The 20,287-nt window shown below is 32.9% G+C and carries 20 protein-coding genes; 17 read left to right on the plus strand and 3 right to left on the minus strand.

Annotated features, from left to right (window positions below; translation table 11 throughout):
* Positions 1-55 precede the first annotated feature (55 nt).
* The 15 genes from ACY3JM_RS02445 to ACY3JM_RS02515 all read left to right on the plus strand — a co-directional run bounded on the left by ACY3JM_RS02445 (position 56) and on the right by ACY3JM_RS02515 (position 17,454).
* Positions 56-1,429: a pectinesterase family protein gene (locus tag ACY3JM_RS02445; protein ID WP_463083207.1), complete on the plus strand. Its 1,374-nt coding sequence runs from the start codon at positions 56-58 to the stop codon at positions 1,427-1,429.
* A 25-nt stretch (positions 1,430-1,454) separates the two neighbouring features.
* Entirely contained in the window at positions 1,455-2,441 is a 987-nt protein-coding gene (locus tag ACY3JM_RS02450) for a hypothetical protein (RefSeq protein WP_463083208.1), read from the plus strand.
* A gap of 20 nt (positions 2,442-2,461) precedes the next feature.
* A complete protein-coding gene (locus tag ACY3JM_RS02455) occupies positions 2,462-3,595 on the plus strand; it encodes a pectate lyase family protein (protein WP_463111612.1) in 1,134 nt (377 codons plus the stop codon).
* A gap of 71 nt (positions 3,596-3,666) precedes the next feature.
* Positions 3,667-4,848 (plus strand): hypothetical protein, encoded by a 1,182-nt coding sequence (locus ACY3JM_RS02460; protein ID WP_463083210.1) that lies wholly within the window; start codon positions 3,667-3,669, stop codon positions 4,846-4,848.
* A gap of 159 nt (positions 4,849-5,007) precedes the next feature.
* Entirely contained in the window at positions 5,008-6,282 is a 1,275-nt protein-coding gene (locus ACY3JM_RS02465) for an ABC transporter substrate-binding protein (protein ID WP_463111613.1), read from the plus strand.
* Positions 6,283-6,352: 70 nt separating this feature from the next.
* Positions 6,353-7,258, plus strand: a complete 906-nt coding sequence (locus ACY3JM_RS02470) for a carbohydrate ABC transporter permease (protein ID WP_463083212.1) — start codon at positions 6,353-6,355, stop codon at positions 7,256-7,258.
* Positions 7,259-8,098 (plus strand): carbohydrate ABC transporter permease, encoded by an 840-nt coding sequence (locus ACY3JM_RS02475; protein ID WP_463083213.1) that lies wholly within the window; start codon positions 7,259-7,261, stop codon positions 8,096-8,098. It abuts the gene before it with no gap.
* Positions 8,099-8,119: 21 nt separating this feature from the next.
* Entirely contained in the window at positions 8,120-9,493 is a 1,374-nt protein-coding gene (locus ACY3JM_RS02480; RefSeq protein WP_463111614.1) for a family 4 glycosyl hydrolase, read from the plus strand.
* Between the two features lie 15 nt (positions 9,494-9,508).
* Entirely contained in the window at positions 9,509-10,513 is a 1,005-nt protein-coding gene (locus ACY3JM_RS02485; protein WP_463111615.1) for a pectate lyase family protein, read from the plus strand.
* A 12-nt stretch (positions 10,514-10,525) separates the two neighbouring features.
* Positions 10,526-11,671, plus strand: a complete 1,146-nt coding sequence (locus tag ACY3JM_RS02490; protein WP_463111616.1) for a hypothetical protein — start codon at positions 10,526-10,528, stop codon at positions 11,669-11,671.
* Positions 11,672-11,694: 23 nt separating this feature from the next.
* Entirely contained in the window at positions 11,695-12,657 is a 963-nt protein-coding gene (locus ACY3JM_RS02495; RefSeq protein ID WP_463083217.1) for a sugar kinase, read from the plus strand.
* The gene (locus tag ACY3JM_RS02500; RefSeq protein WP_463083218.1) at positions 12,654-13,415 is read left to right on the plus strand and encodes an IclR family transcriptional regulator; all 762 of its coding nucleotides are present in this window, start codon (positions 12,654-12,656) and stop codon (positions 13,413-13,415) included. Before ACY3JM_RS02495 ends, ACY3JM_RS02500 begins: the two co-directional genes overlap by 4 nt.
* 14 nt (positions 13,416-13,429) lie before the next feature.
* Positions 13,430-14,599, plus strand: coding sequence for a 4Fe-4S binding protein (locus ACY3JM_RS02505; protein ID WP_463083219.1), 1,170 nt, complete (start codon positions 13,430-13,432; stop codon positions 14,597-14,599).
* Positions 14,586-16,373, plus strand: coding sequence for an FAD-binding protein (locus ACY3JM_RS02510; protein ID WP_463111617.1), 1,788 nt, complete (start codon positions 14,586-14,588; stop codon positions 16,371-16,373). The genes ACY3JM_RS02505 and ACY3JM_RS02510 overlap by 14 nt, the downstream gene beginning before the upstream one ends.
* Entirely contained in the window at positions 16,363-17,454 is a 1,092-nt protein-coding gene (locus ACY3JM_RS02515; RefSeq protein ID WP_463111618.1) for a zinc-binding dehydrogenase, read from the plus strand. Before ACY3JM_RS02510 ends, ACY3JM_RS02515 begins: the two co-directional genes overlap by 11 nt.
* Positions 17,455-17,483: 29 nt before the next feature.
* Here the strand turns inward: ACY3JM_RS02515 and ACY3JM_RS02520 are convergent, their stop codons facing one another.
* Entirely contained in the window at positions 17,484-17,675 is a 192-nt protein-coding gene (locus ACY3JM_RS02520; protein WP_463111619.1) for a YgaP family membrane protein, read from the minus strand.
* Positions 17,676-17,849: 174 nt separating this feature from the next.
* On the opposite strand from ACY3JM_RS02520, the gene ltaE reads away from it, so the two are divergent.
* Positions 17,850-18,884, plus strand: a complete 1,035-nt coding sequence (gene ltaE / locus ACY3JM_RS02525) for a low-specificity L-threonine aldolase (RefSeq protein WP_463111620.1) — start codon at positions 17,850-17,852, stop codon at positions 18,882-18,884.
* Here ltaE and ACY3JM_RS02530 read toward each other — a convergent pair.
* Together ACY3JM_RS02530 and ACY3JM_RS02535 are read right to left on the minus strand one after the other, a co-directional pair.
* Positions 18,870-19,337: a ribonuclease toxin HepT-like protein gene (locus ACY3JM_RS02530; protein ID WP_463111621.1), complete on the minus strand. Its 468-nt coding sequence runs from the start codon at positions 19,335-19,337 to the stop codon at positions 18,870-18,872. The two genes, ltaE and ACY3JM_RS02530, sit on opposite strands and share 15 nt — an antisense overlap.
* Positions 19,334-19,717: a nucleotidyltransferase family protein gene (locus ACY3JM_RS02535; protein WP_463111622.1), complete on the minus strand. Its 384-nt coding sequence runs from the start codon at positions 19,715-19,717 to the stop codon at positions 19,334-19,336. Before ACY3JM_RS02535 ends, ACY3JM_RS02530 begins: the two co-directional genes overlap by 4 nt.
* 70 nt (positions 19,718-19,787) lie before the next feature.
* Between ACY3JM_RS02535 and ACY3JM_RS02540 the strand changes: the two genes are divergently transcribed.
* A complete protein-coding gene (locus ACY3JM_RS02540; RefSeq protein WP_463083226.1) occupies positions 19,788-20,204 on the plus strand; it encodes a secondary thiamine-phosphate synthase enzyme YjbQ in 417 nt (138 codons plus the stop codon).
* The last annotated feature ends 83 nt before the right edge of the window (positions 20,205-20,287 follow it).

The following is a 20,287-nucleotide window of genomic DNA, read 5'->3' on the forward strand; positions in this document are numbered from 1 at the left end:
GCTCAAGAATAAGCCCTCTCCATTTTAGAAGGTTTTACAGGAGGTACAAAATAACATGTTTCGAAGAATCTTTTTATTGATATTTATAATTTCTGTTTTTATAATAACTGGATGTTCTGCTGAACAGATTGAGGAGCAATTTAATGTAATTATAAATAATTCTCCAAAATCTGTGGTGATAGATAATCCATATGTTATAGAAGTTATACCTAATCAAGATGCTTATTTAAGCCTTTATTTGAATGACAAGGAAGTATACAAGGATAAAGAAATAAAAGGAAAAGTAAGTAACTCTATTCAATTTTCATTTGAAAAGTCGAGGGGTAATTCTTTGAGAATTGAGATAAGAAATAAGAAAGGTGAAATATTGGAATATAAATATGAAAATATTCTATTTCTTCCGAAAGTTCAAATAGTGGTTGACAAGAATTATCAAGGTGAAGAAGGAATGGAAATAAATGGAAGGAAGTATTTTAAGAGTGTTAAAAATGCTATTACTTATATAATGCTAAATCAGAGTAATTACAATAACCAAAGAGTATATGTATTTGTCAGAAGCGGAGATTATTATGAAAAAGTTAATATTGGATTTCCCAATGTTAGTTTGATAGGTGAAGATGTTAATACAACAAAAATTTATTATGATCTTGCTGCAGGAACACCATTGCCGGGGGGAGGTACTGTAGGAACATCAAATAGTGCAAGTGTTACTATAAATAGTAGTGCAACTGGTTTTACAGCAGAAAATATAACATTTGAAAATTCTTTTGATGAGCTTAATACTACTATTACAAGTAAGCAGGCGGTAGCTGTTCTTACCCAATCAAATAAAGCTGTTTTTAAAAATTGTAAATTTATTGGAAATCAAGATACTTTATATGTAAGAGGAGGAATCCATTATTTTGTTGATTGTTATATAGAAGGAGATGTGGATTTTATTTTTGGAGATGGAAAAGCAGTTTTTGAAAATTGTGTAATTTTCTCTATAGATCGTCCTGGAATAACACCAAAGGGTTACATTACGGCAGCAAGTACAAAGATTGGAAATCTGGGATTTTTGTTTATTAACTGTAAATTGTTAACAAATATTACAGAACCTAATTCAGTATATTTGGGAAGACCATGGCACCCTAGTTCAGATCCTTATAGTGTTAATTCAAATGTGGTATTTAGAAATTGCTATTTAGATCAACATATCCATCTTGATGGATGGACTGCGATGAGTTCTAAGGATCCTAATACAGGTGAGATTATTTGGTTCTATCCAGATACAGAGAGATTTTTTGAGTATCAAAATTATGGTCCGGGGGCTGTTGTTAATAATAAACGGCGACAGCTTGAAGGAGATGATATAACTCTATATTCAAAAGAGATTTTTTTGGGAAATTGGGATGTAGAAAGTTTTATTTTAAATCTTTATGAGAATTAGGAAGGCTAATGAAAGGGGGGTAAATATGAGAAAAATAATATTTTTAATAATATTATTAATGCTTTTGGGACCTGCATTTGCCCAAGTTAATATCTATAATAAAGTAGAGTTTTCTACAAAATATTATCCTGATTCTAAAAAGCTCAATTTTAATCCTAATTATTCTCTACAATTTAGCTATAAAGAAACTAATATTGATGCTTATCTTGATATAAGAGATGGAGGTTGGAGAAGCTATTTAAATATTTCAAATTTATTAGGAGCTTTAAATGTGTATTTTACTAAATATTACTTAAATATAGAGGGAACAAGAGCACTTTTTGATTCTCTTTTATACAGTAGGTTAGGAGGAATTAATGGAGTTAAAGTATCTTTGAATAAACCCATAAAATTTACTGCCACCTATATTCCAAGGCAAATTGAATCTGATGTAGATTTTAATCTTGGAAGATTAACCCTTAAGATTGAGACTTCCCCTATTTCTGCGAAGTTGATGGGATTGAATATTTATGGTTTATACGACAAAGATATGCTTAACATGGTTGAAACATATGTTGTGGGAGCTGAAGTATCTCCATTATCATTATTAAATTTGTTCTTTGAATATGGGAATAATTCAAGACAATGGGCTATTGGTGGATCTTTGAAACCTATACCAAATTTAACTTTGTCAGGATATTATAGAGGTGATGGGGGATATAAATTAGAGTTTGATTTAAAAGATATTGTACCTAAAATGACTTTAAATGGTGCCTATTTCTTGGCTCCTGATTCTGCTAACTATATGTATCTTTCACTTGCTTTGCCTCCTCAGAATTTTGGTAATATAGATACCTTGTATGGAAGATATACCTCTTTCAGAGATTACGATGTGTTTTATTTTAGGTTAAGTTATACCATGGGAAAAATCTCTAATACCTTGAGAATCTATAAGAATTGGAACTTTGGGTATGGATGGTTTGATACTACTGTTCCTTTAACTTTTGAGGATGTAGTTTCACTAAGTTTCTGAAAACAAGGGGGTTTATCAAAATGAGAAGTTTAAAAAGATATCTAATTTTAATCTTAATATTTCTTTTCATTTTAGTAATAGCAGGATGTGGAGCTCCATCTACTGGAGGACAACCTACAACTAAAAAGATAACAATTGAAGGATATGATGAACCTATGATTGGTTTTGCAACTATTGGGCAGAGGACTACTGGTGGTGCTGGGGGAGAAGTTGTTGTAGTACATGATTACTTTGAATTTTTTGATGCTGTTTATCATGCTGATGATACTCCAAGAGTTGTTCTTGTGGATGGTACTATAACATATACTCCAAGTTATTATCTTATAGATCCCAAATATTTAAATACAATTAATATTGCATCTAATAAAACTATACTTGGGCTTGGAGATGGTGCAACTATTTCTGGAATAAGTATAAGAATTGGAAGACAGGGAGATCCAGAAAAAAATATTGTTATAAGAAATATAACTTTTGAAAATGCTCCTGATGATAATATATCTATATGGTGGGGTTCCTCAAATATCTGGATTGATCATTGCACTTTTAAATCGGCTGTTGATAGTAATGTAGATATAACAAGACAAGGAAATTATGTAACCCTTTCTTGGAATAGATTTGAGAATGTAGGAGCAAAAGGTGTGAGTATAGTAGGGAGTGATGATAAATTATCAGATGATGCTGATTATTTAAGGGTTACTTATCATCATAACTTTTTCAATGGTACCGCTGGAAGAAATCCCAGAATGAGGTATGGAATAGTACATATTTTCAATAATTATTATACTGATGTTCAGCTTGGTCCTAATGGTACATGTGCTGTAAGAGCTCTTGTAGAATATAATTACTTTGAGAGAGTTCAGATTCCTGCCTCAGGTACATATAATTCTCCTCCAGGGTTTATTGTTTTTTCTAAAGAGGATCCAGAAAACGGAGATACAAATATCTATATAGAGAGTGGTACTCCTCAGAAAAACTTACCTACTTTAGATCAACTGACAGATGGTATTAATTACGATTTCAGAGATAGAGCAGATGAGTGGCTAAATATATCCAATTGGATACCTTATAACTACTCACCTGAAGATCCTATTAACCTGCCAAGCGTAATCTTAGAGAAGGCAGGAGCTGGAAAGATTATAGTTAAGTATGAGTAATAATAGGGGGGTCCTTTTAGGGACTCCCCGTTGAAACCTTGTCGTTTTATTGGTTAAAAGGAGGTAACAAAATGAAAAGATATCTATATTTGAAGATGTTATTTGTAGTACTTCTGATTATTTTTATTTCAGGATGTACTTATTTTACTCCTAAAACTACCTGGAGAAAGATTCATGGATATTCAGGCAATGAATATGTTAATGATATTATAAAAACAAAGGATGGAAATTACATTCTTGCAGGAATGAGCAATTCTAAGAATATTAATGGAGAAGATGATTTTTATTTTCTAAAGATTGATAAATGGGGAAATATTCTTTGGGAGATATTCTTTTTTGGTGAAAGAGATGATAATGCTCAAAGTGTAATAGAAACTAGTGATGGAGGACTTTTACTTTTAGGTGAAAGCTATTCTTATGCTACAGGAATTTCAAAGGATCTTTTTGCAATAAAGTATGATGCAAAAGGAAATCTTGCTTGGGCTAAAAATTTCGGTGGAATAGATATGGATGGCGGAAGACAGGTTATTGAGGATAGTGATGGAAATTATATTTTTGTGGGATGGACAAGGTCTTTTGGGCAAGGAAACTCTGATTTTTATGTTCTCAAATTAGATCCTAATGGAAATCTTATATGGAGTAAAACATGGGGTGGAAGGAATTTTGATGAGGCAAGTTCGGTAGTAGAAGTAGAAGACGGATATTTGGTGTTAGGATATACTATGTCTTTTGGTAATGGGAGTAAGGATGTAGTACTTGTAAAATTTGATAAGAATGGAAATGTAATTTGGTATAAAACTTATGGAGGAACAAAAGATGATGTGGGAAATAGAATTGAGAAGACAAAGGATGGAAACTTCATATTAGTTGGATCTACACTTTCTTATAGTAACTATAGTGATGTTTATATTATCAAGGTTGATCCTAATGGTGATATGCTTTGGGAAAGGTATTATGGTGGAGATTCGGGAGATGAAGGTGGATGTATAAGAACAACATCAGATGGAGGATATATAATATCGGGAAGTACAAGATCATTTGGAACTACCGGAACAGCTGTATATTTAATTAGATTAGACTCTGATGGTAACTTATTATGGCAAAAAGTATACGATGGAGACGGAGATGATGATGGTAAAACAATAATAGAAACAGAGGATAATGGATATATTTTGGCTGGACTAACCAGATCTTGGGGAGCATCCTTAGGAGATGTATTAATTACGAAACTCAACTCTCAAGGGGATTTTTAACCTTAATTTAAAATTTGCTTGAAAAATTTTAATGATATGGTTATAATATAATACAAATGAATTTCATAATATACAAAGGAGGTGTATAAAGAAATAAAAAAATTTTTAGCTTTGCTTTGATTTTCTTTTATTAAAAAACTTAGTTTGGGGGGATTAAAAATGAGAAGAAATTTTAGATTACTGATGATCTTATTAGTTTTAGTCTGTTTCTTATTAGCCATTTCTCCAGCTCAACAGCAGGTTACTTTAAGAATTATTTGGTGGGGCTCTCAGGATAGACATAATAGAACTTTAAAAGTTATTGATTTATTCCAAAAGAAGTATCCTAACATAAAGATAGTAGCTGAGTATACTGGATGGTCAGAGTATTATACAAAGCTTACTACTATGGCTGCCGGTGGTAATTTACCAGATATAATGCAACAGGATCATGCCTATTTAAGGGGATGGGTAGAAAAAGGATTTTTGCTTCCTTTGGATGATTTAGTAGCCCAAGGAGTGATAAATCTCAAGGATGTAGCAAAAAGTATAGTAGATTCAGGAAAGTTAAAGGGAAAACTTTATGCTATAAACTTGGGTAATAACTCTCAAGCATTTGCTATTGATCCTGAAATTTTCAGAAAAGCAGGTGTACCTTTACCTCCAACTTTATGGACATGGGAAGATTTCAAGAGAATTGCAAGGATAATTCATAGAAAACTTGGAATATATGGAGCAGCAGAAAACTTAGGAGACCATAATGTATTTAGAGTATGGACTATAGAGAATGGTGGCTATCTATTTAGTGACGATGGAAAATCTCTTGGATATGAAGATGATAATGTTTATGCCAACTTCTATAGAATGCTTCTTGAACTACAAGATGAGGGTGTAATTCCATCAAGAGATGTAGAAATAGCAAGAGGAAGTGTAAGCCCTGAGCAAAGATTCATTTGTCTTGGAAAATCTGCTATGCAATTTACATGGAGTAACCAGCTTACTGCTATGAGTAAAGCTTTAAAAGGAAAACAATTAAGACTTTATATGCTTCCTACACTTAAAGGAAAAGTAGGTAATTTCTTAAAGCCTTCCATGTTTTTCGCAATAAATGCAAAAACTAAATATCCCAAAGAAGCTGCAACTTTTATAGACTTCTTTATTAATGATATTGAAGCAGCAAAGATATTAATGGCAGAAAGGGGAGTACCTATTTCCAAGAGAGTACAACTTGCACTAAAACCTCTTCTTTCTCCAGTGGAGAAAGAAATATTTAATTTCATATCTATAGTTGAAAAATATGGAGCTCCAACTCCAGCACCTGATCCTGAAAGATGGCAAGAGATTTATAATAATGTTTACACTCCTCTATATGACCAGATTATGTATAAGAAGATTACCCCAGAAGAAGCAGCAAAGAAGTTCAGAGAACAAGTAATACAGATATTAAAGAGGTAAGTAAATTTTATTTAGGGAAGGGAGGCAAACTCCCTTCCCTATTATATTTTGAGGAGGTAATAAGAGATTTATGAAAAAACTTACTAAAAAGAAAAAACATGATCTACTTATGGGATATATTTTTGTAAGTCCTTGGTTGATAGGTTTTATTGCCTTTATAATTTTTCCCCTTGTAACTTCTTTATACCTTTCGTTTACCAGATATGACATCTTGACTTCACCAAGATGGATTGGTTTTCAGAATTGGATAAGAATGTTTACTCAAGATCCCAGATTTTGGAGTGCTACAAAAGCAACTTTTAAATATGTTTTATTCGAGGTGCCATTGAGGCTTATTTTTGCTTTTATTGTTGCTCTTATATTTAGTATGAAAGAAAGTAAAATTCTTAATTTATATCGTGCTATCTATTATATACCTTCTCTTATTGGAGGAAGTGTAGCTATAGCGGTAGTTTGGAGACAGATATGGGGATATGATGGAATTGTTAATGCATTTCTTTCTATTTTTGGAATTCATGGTATAAACTGGCTTGGAGATATTCGTACTGCTATATGGACTCTTATTTTACTTGCAGTTTGGCAGTTTGGATCTCCCATGTTAATATTTTTGGCAGCGTTAAAACAGGTTCCTACTGAGCTTTATGAAGCTGCGACTATTGATGGTGCAAGTTTTTGGAAAAGACTCACATCTATTACTCTTCCTATGATTACACCAGTTATTCTTTTTAATCTTATTAACCAGATGATACATGGTTTTATGGCTTTTACACAGTCCTATATTATTACTCAGGGAGGTCCATTAGATTCAACTTTGTTCTATGCAGTTTACATGTATAGGAAGGCTTTTAATGATTTTGAAATGGGTTATGCTTCAGCCCTTGCCTGGTTTATGTTAGCTTTAGTTGGCTTATTTACTATTATCATTTTCAAGACCTCTAATCGTTGGGTTTATTATGAAGCAGAGGAGGGAGTATAAGTGAAAAGGAAAACTTTGAATAATATAATTTATTATACCTTTGTTACTTTTCTTGCCTTCATTATGGTATATCCAGCCTTGTGGATGTTAAGTAGTTCTTTTAAACAGCCGTGGGAGATTTTTAGTGATGTTTTAAATCTTATACCTAAGGAACCTACAATAAATAACTATATAGAAGGATGGGGGGGATTTGGTGGTATAACTTTTGCTACATTCTTTAAAAACTCCTTTATATTAGCAGGTCTTAATACTATTGGAACAGTTATATCTTCAACTCTTGTAGCATATGGACTTGCCAGAATTCCTTTTGCAGGAAGAAAAATCATATTTACTACTATAATTCTTACATTGATGCTTCCTATGCAGGTTCAGATTGTACCCAGGTATATTTTATTTTCTAAACTTGGATGGATAAATACATTTAAACCTCTTATAGTACCAGCTTTTCTTGGAGGGCCTTTCTTTATATTTATGATTATGCAATTTGTTAGAGGAATACCTAAGGAACTTGATGAATCTGCCTTTATTGATGGGGCAGGAAGATTTGGTATTTTTTATCATATTATTCTTCCCAACTTAAAACCAGTAATTACTACCGCTACCATATTCTCTTTCTATTGGGCGTGGAATGATTTTATGGGACCTTTGGTATATTTAAATAGTCCTGAAAAATATCCAGTCTCAGTAGCGTTAAGAGCTTTTTCAGATCCTTCTGCAGTAACTAATTGGGGAGCAGTTTTTGCTATGTCTACGTTATCTTTACTTCCTGTGCTTATATTATTTGTATTCTTCCAGAAATATATTGTACAAGGTGTAACCACGTCAGGGCTTAGAGGATAGAGGAGAGGAGGAATTAAAAAAATGAATGATGTAAAGATAGCATACATAGGAGGAGGATCTAAGGGTTGGGCTTGGAAGTTTATGGCAGATCTTGCTCTTGAAGAGAGTTTTTCTGGAGAAGTGAGACTTTATGATATAAATTTTGAGGCTGCAAAAATTAATGAGATTATTGGAAATAGAATAAGTGAACAGAAGTCTGCTAAAAGTAAATGGAGATATAAAGCGGTAAAGGAGATAGGGGAAGCATTAGAAGGTGCAGATTTTATAGTTATTTCCATTCTTCCAGGTACATTGGATGAGATGGAAATAGATGTGCATCTTCCAGAGGAGTATGGTATTTATCAATCAGTAGGAGATACACCTGGACCTGGAGGAGTTATAAGAGCTTTAAGAACTATTCCTATATATATGGAATTTGCTGAGGCTATTAGAAAATATTCTCCCACTTCCTGGGTTATTAATTACACAAACCCTATGGCTCTTTGTGTGAGGACTCTATATACAGTATTTCCTAAGATAAAAGCAATAGGTTGTTGTCATGAAGTTTTTAAAATCCCTAAGATTTTGTCTCTCATGTTAAAGGAAAAGGAGAATATTGATGTCTCACTTTCTGAGATAAAACAAAATGTTTTAGGAATTAATCATTTTACATGGGTAGATAAGATTTCCTACAGAAATATGGATCTATTACCCATTTATGGTGAATTTGCCGAGAAATATTATTATGAAGGTTATGAAGAAGAGAAAGGTAGATGGACTTGGGATTATTTTGCCTCTGCTAATAGGGTAAAATTTGATCTTTATAAAAGATATGGAATAATTGCAGCTGCTGGTGATAGGCATTTAGCGGAGTTTTTCCCTGCTTACTGGTATTTGGAAAATCCTGAAAAGGTAAAAGAATGGAAGTTTTCTTTAACTCCTGTATCCTTTAGAAGACAGCAAGCAAAAGAACTTTATGAGATGAGTCAAAAACTTGCTAAAGGAGAGATGGAATTTCCTATTAAACCTTCTGGAGAGGTAGGAGTCCAAATAATGAAAGCTCTTCTTGGGCTTTCCGATTTCATAACTAATGTTAATTATCCTAATGTTGGGCAGATGGATGGAGTACCAAGAGATGTGATAGTTGAAACCAATGTATATATAACAAGAGATAATATACTACCTATATATGCAGGAAAATTACCTAATGATGTGAATTCATGGGTTTTGAGGCATATTATGAATCAAGAAATGATCCTTCAAGCAGTTTTGGAAAAAGATCTAAAGCTTGCTTTCAGGGCTTTTTATAATGATCCATTAGTAGAGTCAAGATTAAATCATTCTAAAGCCAAAGAACTTTTTGATAGAATGATTGATGGTACAAAAAGATTTCTAAAATATTTTGAAGAAAAATAAAGGAGGTATAGAGTCATGAAGAAACTTTTTATTCTATTACTAATTATTGCTTTATTAATGAGTTTTGGTTTCTCTCAAGAAAATATAGATGAAACTATACTTACTCTTGATGATAAGCCAGTAGGTTTTGGGGCAGGGACAACAGGTGGGCAAGGTGGAAAAGTTGTAACTGTTGATAATATTAATGATTTTAAAAAGTATGCACAAGATAAAGATCCATATATTATTCTTGTAAAAGGAATTATAGATACTAGTAAAGAACAGGGTCAGATTACTATTGAATCTAATAAGACTATTATTGGTATAACAGAAGATGCAGGTATTGTTGGCTGGGGCTTATATTTAAAAGGAGTAAGTAATGTAATTATCAGAAACTTAACCATTAAAAATACTTTTGAAAATCCTAAAAATGATGCCATAACTGTTGAAAACTCTAAAAACGTTTGGATAGATCACTGCACATTAACCAGTGATATGATTGTGGTACCAGAAAGAGAAAAAGAAAAGGATAGAGTTGATGCATTATTAGATATTATCAAAGGATCTCAAGGAGTCACTGTTTCATGGAATATTTTTGAGAATAGTTGGAAATGTACTCAAGTAGGTAGTAGTGATAGCTCTACGGTAGATGTAGATGCAAGGGTAACTTATCACCATAATATCTTTAGAAATACTAATTCAAGAAATCCTTCTGTAAGATTTGGGGCTGTCCATATCTTTAATAACTATTATAAAAATATACTTCTTTATGGTATTGCATCCAGAATGGGGGCAAAAGTTATTGTAGAAAATAACTATTTTGAGAATGTAAAAATTCCAATGACTACTCAGTTTGAAAGTCCACAGGATGGGTATATAAAAGAGTCTAATAATTTTTACTGGGAATGTGGAGAAAATAATATAACTCAAGAATTGGAGGACTTTAATATTCCTTATGAATATGAATTAGATGAAGCTGACGTGATTCCATATCTATTGGAAAAAGGAGCAGGAGCAGGAAAGAAGGTACTTTTACCTTAAAGGAGAGGGTTTATGAAAAGGTTTTTGATTTTCTTTTTAACTTTCTTTTCTCTGTTTGTTATTTCTTTTTCTCAAGAAAAAGAAATGTTGGATTTTGGGCAGAGTGTATATGGTGGTGAAAAAAGTGAAAAAGGTTATGGAATAGTTAAAAGTAAGGATGGATATATTCTTGTAGGAGAGACTTCATCTTTTGGTAGTGGAGGAAAAGATGTTTATATTCTTAAGATAGACAGAAAAGGGGAAAAAGTTTGGGAGAAATTTTATGGCGGGTCTAAGGATGATTATGCCTATTCTATAAATGAGGCAGAGGATGGATATCTTGTTGTTGGTGGTACCAGATCTTTGGGAGCAGGAAATAGTGATGTATATGTGTTAAAGATAGATGAAAATGGAGATCTCTTATGGCAAAAAACTTTTGGCGGTAAAGGTTTTGAAGAAGGTTGGAGAGTGACAAAGGATTCTGATGGTAATTTTGTCATAGTTGGAAGGACTAATTCTTTTGGAAAAGGGCAATATGATCTTTATCTATTAAAAATCGATGGTAAGGGTAATAAGCTTTGGGAAAAAGCATTTGGAGATAAAATGAGTGAATATGGATATGGGGTAGTGTCTGATAAAGATGGTTATGTGGCTGTAGGGATATCTAATTCTTTTTCAGAATCTCAGGATATATATGTAATAAAAGTGGATAAAAAAGGAAACTTGATTTGGGATAAGGTTTTTGGGGGTAAGGGATTTGATTATGCATACAGTATTACTTCTTGCAGGGATGGTTATATGATTGTTGGAAACTCCAATTCTTTTTCTGATAATCCTGATCTATATGTAATAAAGATAGACAAAGATGGAAACAAAATATGGGAGAAAACTTATGGTGGTAAAGGTTATGAGACGGGCTTCCTTATTATGCCTTCTAAAGATGAAAAGGGATATTTGATAGTAGGCGGATCTAATTCTAAAGGGGCAGGAAATAGTGATGTATATGTGGTGAAGATTAATGAGGATGGGGATCTTATTTGGGAGAAGTTTTTTGGTGGAGCGGATTTGGATGAGGGTTGGGGAGCTATATATGATCTTGATTATGTAGTGATCGTAGGTAGATCTGAGTCTTTTAGTACTGCTAATAGTGAGATGTATGTAGTAAAGTTTAGGGAATAAATCCATAGAAAGAGGGAGGAAATATGGTGGATATTATTTCTTATGGTGAGGTGATGGTAAGAATCACCCCTGAGAGATATCGTACTTTTCTAAGTAGTAATACTTGGAACGTGGAAATAGGTGGTACAGAGGCTAATGTTCTTATCTCCCTTTCTTTGTTAGGATTAAAAACTGAGTTTATATCTTTTTTTCCTAACAATTTTTTGGGTTATAGAGCTTTAAGTGAGCTTAGAAAATATGGTGTTGGAACAAATAGGGTGAGGCTTATATCAGAAGGAAGAATGGGAATGTATTTTGTGGAGCTTCATCATAGAACAAAAGGCATAAAAGTGCTTTATGATAGAAAAAATTCTTCTTTTTCCTTAACTCCTCTTTCTGATAGTGATCTTGATTATCTAAAAAAAGCCAAACTTATTCATCTTACTGGAATAACTCCCAGCTTAAGTGAGATATGTAAAAATAATGTGATAAAGATCTGTACATCCAAAAAAGAGAGTCAAAAATTATCCTTTGATGTAAATTTTAGACAAAAGTTATGGGGTGTAGAAGAATGTCGTAGATTCTTAGATATAGTGATTCCCTTTGTAGATATACTTTTTATTAAGAAAGAAGATTACAAGTTACTCTTTGGAAATAATGTAGAAGATGATAAAATTTTATATAATCTTCAGAAGAGGTTTGGAAAGGAAAAAATTTATGTCCTTACAAGAGGGGAAGAAGGATGTTCTGTACTTTATGGGGATAAATATTTTCTTCAAAAGGCTTTATCTACAGATATGGTAGATAGAATTGGGGCGGGAGATGCATTTGTTGCTGGTTTTCTCTATGGGTATTTAAAGGGTAAAACTCTTGAAGAATGTGCCAAATATGGAAATATATTAGCATCACTAAAGATGAGTGTATTTGGTGACTTTTTAGCATTGGATGAAGAGACTTTAGAAGGGTTTTTAGAATCTTTTAATAATGAATGGAGTGTAGAAAGATGAAATCTAAAATAGGTATTGGATCTGCAGGGCAAACTTTAGATATTCTTGAATATATAATTTTGGCTGGAAGAGAGGTTTCTTTAAAAGAGATATCGGAGGAGATTGGGCTTCACATATCTACTGTACATCGTTATCTGTCAACTTTAATTGATAAGGGATATGTTAGAAAGACACCTGCAGGATTATATAAGCCAGGATTTAGAATTCTTGAACTTTCTTCCTATATTCTTCAAAGTCTTGATTTAAGAGATATTGCTCGTCCTTACCTTATTGAGTTAATGGAGAACACAAAGCAGACAGTACATTTAACTATAAAAGATGGATATGAAGGAGTGTATATTGACAAAGTAGAAGGTCCAGGGACTCTTCCTATGATGTCAAGAATAGGTATGAGAATGCCTCTTTATTCAACGAGTTTTGGTAAAGTTCTTCTTGCCTTTAGTTCCGACGATTATATAGAGGATTATCTTAAGAAGGTACCTTTGATTCCAAGAACAGATAAAACTATTACAGACCCTAATAAATTAAGAGAAGAATTGCAGAAGGTTAGGAATCAAGGATATGCTTTTGATAATGAGGAAAATGAAAGAGGAATAAAATGTATTGGTGCTCCTATCTTTGATTTTTCTCAGAGGGTTGTAGCTGCAGTCTCTATATCTGGATACTACTTATCGGTAGAGGAAAATAAAGATATGTATCTCTCTGAACTTTTGAAAACTTGCGAGAAAATATCTAATGCTTTAAGGGGTAAGAAATAAAGGAGGAAATTTGTATGGACTTATCTTGCAATTATGTAGGATTGAAGCTTAAAAATCCTATTATTATTGCGTCTTCAGGACTTACAGAAAATGTTAAAAATATGAAAAAATGTGAAGAAAATGGAGCAGGGGCGGTGGTGGTAAAATCTCTTTTTGAGGAAGAAATATGTAGGATATCACCTACTCCTCGATTTGAGATAATAAATAGGACCATGGGACCTCTTAGATCTCAGACATTTTATTCCTTTGAGCAGGCAAGCCCTTTTGGTCCTGAAGAATATTTTAAGGAGATTAGTAAGGCCTTAAATACCTTATCTATACCAGTAATCCCCAGTATAAATTGTATAACCGATGAGGGTTGGTTTAAATATTCAAAGATGGCGGAAGAAGTAGGTGCTCCTGCTCTTGAACTTAATGTCTCTTGTCCTCATGCATCCATATCCTTTAGAGGACAAGATGTGGATGATACTATCTTGAGAGTGGCGAAAATGGTAAGAGAAAATGTAAATATTCCCATAATTGTAAAACTGCCTATGCAACTTTCATCTCCTCTGGCAATAGCTAAAATTTTGGAAGATATTGGGGTTAACGGAGTTGTTATGTTTAATAGGTTAACGGGTCTTGATATAGATCTTGATACAGAAAAGCCTATTTTACATGGTGGTTATGCTGGACATGGTGGTCCTTGGGCATTTAATTATGTTCTGAGATGGATTGCAACCTCTCGTCCTCATTTGAAATTATCAATTGCAGGCTCTGGAGGAGTGGGGAGTGGAGATGATGTGGCTAAGTATATACTAACTGGTGCTGATGTTGTTCAAATATGCAGTGTGGTCTATCTTATGGGTTATGAAATCATTTCAAAAATATTAGAAGGATTAAAGAGATTCATGGAGAAAAAGAATTATACAAGTCCTTTAGAGTTTAGGGGGAAAGTTTCAGGGAAGGTTATTCTTGGGAATAATGATATTGATAGAAGACATCTTTATGAAGCATATATAGATGAAAATCTTTGCACCTCTTGTGGGATATGTAAGAAGGTATGTATTTATGATGCTCCAATCGAGAAAAATGGAAAATATATTATTACTGATTTATGTAATGGTTGTGGTTTATGTGTAAAGCTTTGCCCTGTAAAAGCAATACGCATAATACCAAGGAGGAAAGACAATGAAAGTAATTAAGGGTGATGTGATAGTTATAGGTGCTGGAGGGGCAGGTCTTAGATCTGCTTTAACTGCTTATGAAAAAAATCCAAATTTGAAAATTATCTTATTATCTAAGAAACCGATTGGCAAAGGTGGCGTAACTGCTAATGCCTTTTCAGATAGAATGGCTTTTCATGCTACATTATCCTATACATTACCTATACAAAATAATTATATTTATCATGCTATGGATATATATAAGATCGGAGGAGAAGTATCGGATTACAATCTGGCTGAAATATTGGCTAAAAATAGTGAAGAAGCTATTAACTACCTTATATCTATAGGGGTACCTTTTGTCAGAACCCACGATGGAAAGATTGATCAATTTCTTACCGATGGTTCCGAATATCCCAGGGCGTGTTATGTAGGACCAAACACTTCTATTGAGATAGCTAAAGCGTTAGCTAAGAAGATAAGAGAAACAAATATTGAGACTTATGAAAATGTAATGGTTTATGATCTTATAGTCAAAGATAATAGGGTTGTTGGAGCAAAAGCTATAGATATGAGTACGCAAGAAAAAATAATTATTAAGGGAAAGGCTTTTGTGATTGCTACAGGTGGAGCAGGATCTTTATATCGTCAAAATGTATTTACTTCAGAAATGACAGGTGATGGATATGCAATATCTTTAAGAGCTGGGGCTCAAATGGTTAATATGGAGTTTATGCAGATTGGTATATGCCATCCTCAGATTCTCTTTGCTGAATCAGGAAGTATGTTTAGAGCTTTGCCTAAGATAGTGGATGAAAATGGTAGAGAATTTTTGTTAGATTATCTTTCAGAAGAGGATAAAGCTAATCTTTGTGTTCTTGAGTTTAAAAAGGGAGCTCGTTGGCCAGTATCTTACGAATCACCTACAAAGGTAATTGATTTGGCTGTCTATCATCATATAAAACAAGGCCACAAAGTATATATGAATTTTATGGAAAATCCATCTTACTTATCTTATGAAAGTATTCCAGAAGAAATATTGAAATGGAGTGAAAAGATTGGAAAAGAGATTTTTAAAGATACTACTCCCTATGAAAGGCTTAAATTAATAAATCCTTCAATTATTGAATGGCTGAAAAATTATAATATAGATCTTTCCAGGGAATTACTTCTCATACAAAATGCTCTTCAACATTTTCAAGGAGGGGTAAAAATAAGGGAAGATGCAAGAGCAAGTTTAGAAGGGCTTTATGCTGCTGGAGAAGTAGCAGGTGGGCAACATGGTGCCAATCGTCCTGGGGGAAATTCACTCCTTGATACTCAAGTATTTGGTAAAATAGCGGGAGAAAATGCAGTTCAATACGCTTCTAAAGTAGATTTTGTAGATTTTAATTTGGATGAGGTGGAAGAAAGAATTTCTCAAAGGGGTTTACCCTCAAAGTTAGTTAGGGAAAAGATCAGAGATATTGTATCTGAATATGGATTTTTAGTTAGAATGGAAGAAGATATTAAAAAAGGTATATCTTTAATAAAAGAAATTAAAAAAGAGGGTGTTTCCTTGGATGAGAATGGGATCTTCTATTACTATGAGACTTTAAATATGTTAGATATTGCGGAATTAATTTTAAATGCTATTTTAATAAGGGATGAAAGTAGAGGTCCTCATTTAAGATTTAAAAAGTTCAATCCCCCTGTTATGGATTTCCTTCCTAAAAGACCTGAATGGAATAAGTACATAATATTTTATAAAAGAGATGGAGAGTTAAAATATGAAATAAAAGAACCTATAAGACCTAAAAACTATGAAGGCTAAGGTTGCAGTTCTGGAAGAATTTAATAAACCCTTAGTTTTGAAAAGTGTAGAGATACCTGAAATTCCTTCTGGTGGACTTTTAGTAAAATTAGTCGCATCAGGTGTTTGTGGATCAGATCTGCACATCATAGAGGGAAAGGATCCCAGAGTGCCTTTGCCTATAATTTTAGGTCATGAAGGGGTAGGAGAAGTAGTAGAAATTAATGGAGAAAAGAAGGATCTTAATGGGGTATCATTAAGGAAAGGAGATCTAATTATTTGGAATAGAGGGATTGTGTGTGGAGAATGTTTCTACTGTAAAGTATTAAATGAGCCATTTTTATGTGAAAACCGAAAAGTTTATGGAATTAATAGATCATTTTCGGAATACCCCTATCTTCTTGGAGCATTTAGTGAGTACATAATATTAGAAGAAAAAACTGAAGTCATAAAACTTTCTTTAAAAGTAGATTTAGAAACAATGGTGATAGCTGGTTGTTCAGGAGCTACAGCAGTTCATGCCTTTGACTATTTGAAGGATAACCTGTTAGGTAGTACTGTGGTGGTTCAAGGGGGAGGACCTTTGGGGCTTTTTTCTGCTGCTTTAGCTAAGTATCAGGGAGCTAAAAATGTAGTGCTTATAACGGGAAGCCTAAAAAGAATAGAGGTAGCTCAAAAGATAGGTATTGATCTTGTAATAAAAAGAGACGAGTTTACTGAGGAAGAAAGAATAAAAAAAGTATATGATGTAACATACGGAAAAGGAGCAGATGTGGTAATTGAGGCTACTGGTTTTAATAGTGCTATAACTGAAGGGATAAAATTACTTAGAAAAGGTGGTACATATTTAATAGTTGGAATTGCTACACCTCAAGATAAAATACCCATAGATTTTTATGATATCTCTTCAAAGAATTTGAATGTTCAAGGGGTATGGGTAAGTGATGCAAGACACTTTAGAAAGGCTGTAACATTCATAGAAAAACATGAGGATATTTTCAGAGAAATGATAACTCATAGGATATCCTTAGAAGAAATAAATGAAGGATTAAAACTTTTAAAAGAGAAAAAGGCAGGAAAGATAGTTATAAATAGATTTTAAAAGGGGGGGAGAAAATCCCCCTCTTTTTTTTAAGCTGTAGATTTATTTATAAGTTTATAGAGAGGACAATATCTTACGGCCGCAGTAAATACTAAAATAAACCCTATTATATGTAAGATTATACCCCAAGCAGTCCCTGAAACAATTCCCCATTTTGTAAGATGAGGTAAAATCATACCAACGATCACCCTAATGATGGCGTCAGTCTTCCCGATGTTCATCCTTTCACCCCCTAATTAAGCTTTATTTTAATTATACTTATAAATTTATAGTCTGGCAATATTATCATCTATTTGTTAAATTCTTTCAAATTTTCTTTTTCATTTTAAAAATCAAGATAGTAAAATAAGATATAAATTTTTGAAAGAGAAGTATTTTAGGGGGAGGTGAAAAAATTGAAAATTATTGATTTAAGAAGTGATACTGTTACAAAGCCCACAGAAGAGATGAGAAAAGCGATGTATTTGGCTGAAGTAGGTGATGATGGGTATGGTGAGGACCCTACAGTAAATCTATTAGAAAAAAAAGCAGCAGAGCTTTTAGGTAAAGAATCCGCTCTTTTTGTAGTCTCAGGAACTATGGGGAATCAGGTGGCTCTTCTTTCTTGGACATCAAGAGGAGACGAGGTTATTCTTGAGGCAGAATCCCATATGTACTATTATGAAGCAGGTGGGATGGCAGGAAATGCTGGGGTGCAACCATTCCTTATTCAAGGTGAAGATGGAATGATGCCTGTAGAAAAGATTAGAAAAGCGATTAGACCACAAGGAAAGGTATTTCCAAAAACCTCTTTAATTGTTTTAGAAAATACTCACAATAGGGCTGGAGGAAAGGTACTTCCTTTAGATTATATGAAAGAGGTATATGAATTAAGTAGAGAATATAACATACCTATTCATCTTGATGGGGCAAGAATTTTTAATGTTTCCGTTTATTTAAAGGTTCCTGCAAAGGAGATAGCTAAATATGCCGATTCAGTGATGTTTTGTCTTTCCAAGGGTCTTTCTTGCCCTATGGGTTCTCTTCTTGTGGGATCTTCAAATTTTATTGAGAGGGCAAGAAAAAATAGGCAAAGGTTGGGTGGGGGCTTGAGGCAGGCTGGAGTTGTTGCTGCTTGTGGTCTTTGGGCTTTAGATAATATGATAGATCGCTTAGAGGAGGATCATAGGAAGGCTTACAATTTATATGATTTTCTCAAAACTATACCAATTTTTGACATTAAAAAGCCAGAAACCAATATTTTAAAGGTAAAAATAAAAAATGGTTTTAAGGCTTCTGATTTGATTAAAAGGTTCAAAGACTATGGACTACTTGCTACAAGTTTTGATGAAGAGACTTTAAGATTTGTGACTCACAAAGATGTATCCTTTGATGATATAGATGAGGCAAAAAATATTATAGATAAAGTGGTAAATTCATTGCATCTCTAAAAAGTTGCAAAAGTCTAAAAGATACTTTTTAGTTTCTTCCCATATTATAGGAAGATTTGTTATAAGATCTCTTATCTTTTCAGGTTTTAGCTTATAGGCGTATATATTTCTAACAACATGTCTAAAAGCTCTGTAGTTTTCAAGTTTTTCTTTGAGCTCTTTAGAAATAATTGCAGGTCTTACATAAGGAATTTCTATAGACATTTGGAGTAAAAGTTCTTTGTGCCAATCTGGTGTTTCTATAATTTTCCCATCTATCTCTTTAGCGATTAAACTAAAAATTCTCTCTAAACCACTATAAAAGTTATGAAGGTTTAGTGCTACACTATCTATATATAGCGAATCCTCTTCTTCAATTAATTCCCAGGCTTTTTGTGCTCTTTTAATTGTTTCTTCTATCTCTATAATTTCATTTTTTATCCTACTTGAAATTAATAAATACATTTTTTTCATAGTAATATACCTTCTCTCTCAAGACTAAGTCTAATTTCTTCTTCACAGCTATCCAAATCAATAATATCTATTTTAAAATCTGTGTTTAAAGATAAAACTTCAGATATTGCTTTAAAATAATCTTTATCAGATATTCCTGATACAGCTAAATCTATATCAGACCATTTTGTAAATAATTCTTTATCTTTAAGAGATCCCACTAATAATACCTTCTTAGCTTTATATTTTTTATAAAGAATTTCAGAGATTTCTTTTGCTAAATTTAATGCCTTTTCATATCTTATGTCTAAAAGCTTTTTTTCTTCTTCCTCAAGTCTTTTTCGGACTTCTATATATTTTCTTTTTTCTTCAAGGGATAAATCTCTAAAGGTTTTACTCATTGCCTAATACTCCTTTATAAATTTGTAATATAATTATAGCATTTTTATAATTTAAGGAGGGATCAAAGGTATGAAGACCTATAGAAAAGAATTGTGGTTTAATCTTCCAACAAGAAGGGGGTTTGTGAATATCACAGATACCTTGCAAAAATGTGTAGATGAGAGTGGAATTAAAGAGGGGCTTCTTCTTTGTAATGCTATGCATATTACTGCAAGTGTTTTTATCAATGATGATGAGCCAGGTCTTTTAAAAGATTTTGAAATATGGTTAGAAAAGCTTGCTCCTGAAAAACCATATAATCAATATTACCATAATGTGGGTGAAAATAATGCTGATGCACATTTAAAGCGTACCATAATGGGAAGAGAAGTGGTAATAGCAATTACTGATGGTAAGCTTGATTTAGGTCCATGGGAGCAGGTTTTTTATGGTGAGTTTGATGGAATGAGGAGAAAAAGAGTACTTGTAAAAATAATTGGTGAATAGCTATTTATACTATGAATTTAACTCAAATTAGTAAAATCTTGCAATTTATTATTTTCATGTATCATTATATAATCCTAAATTAA

The organism is Dictyoglomus sp. SSW (assembly GCF_055181335.1).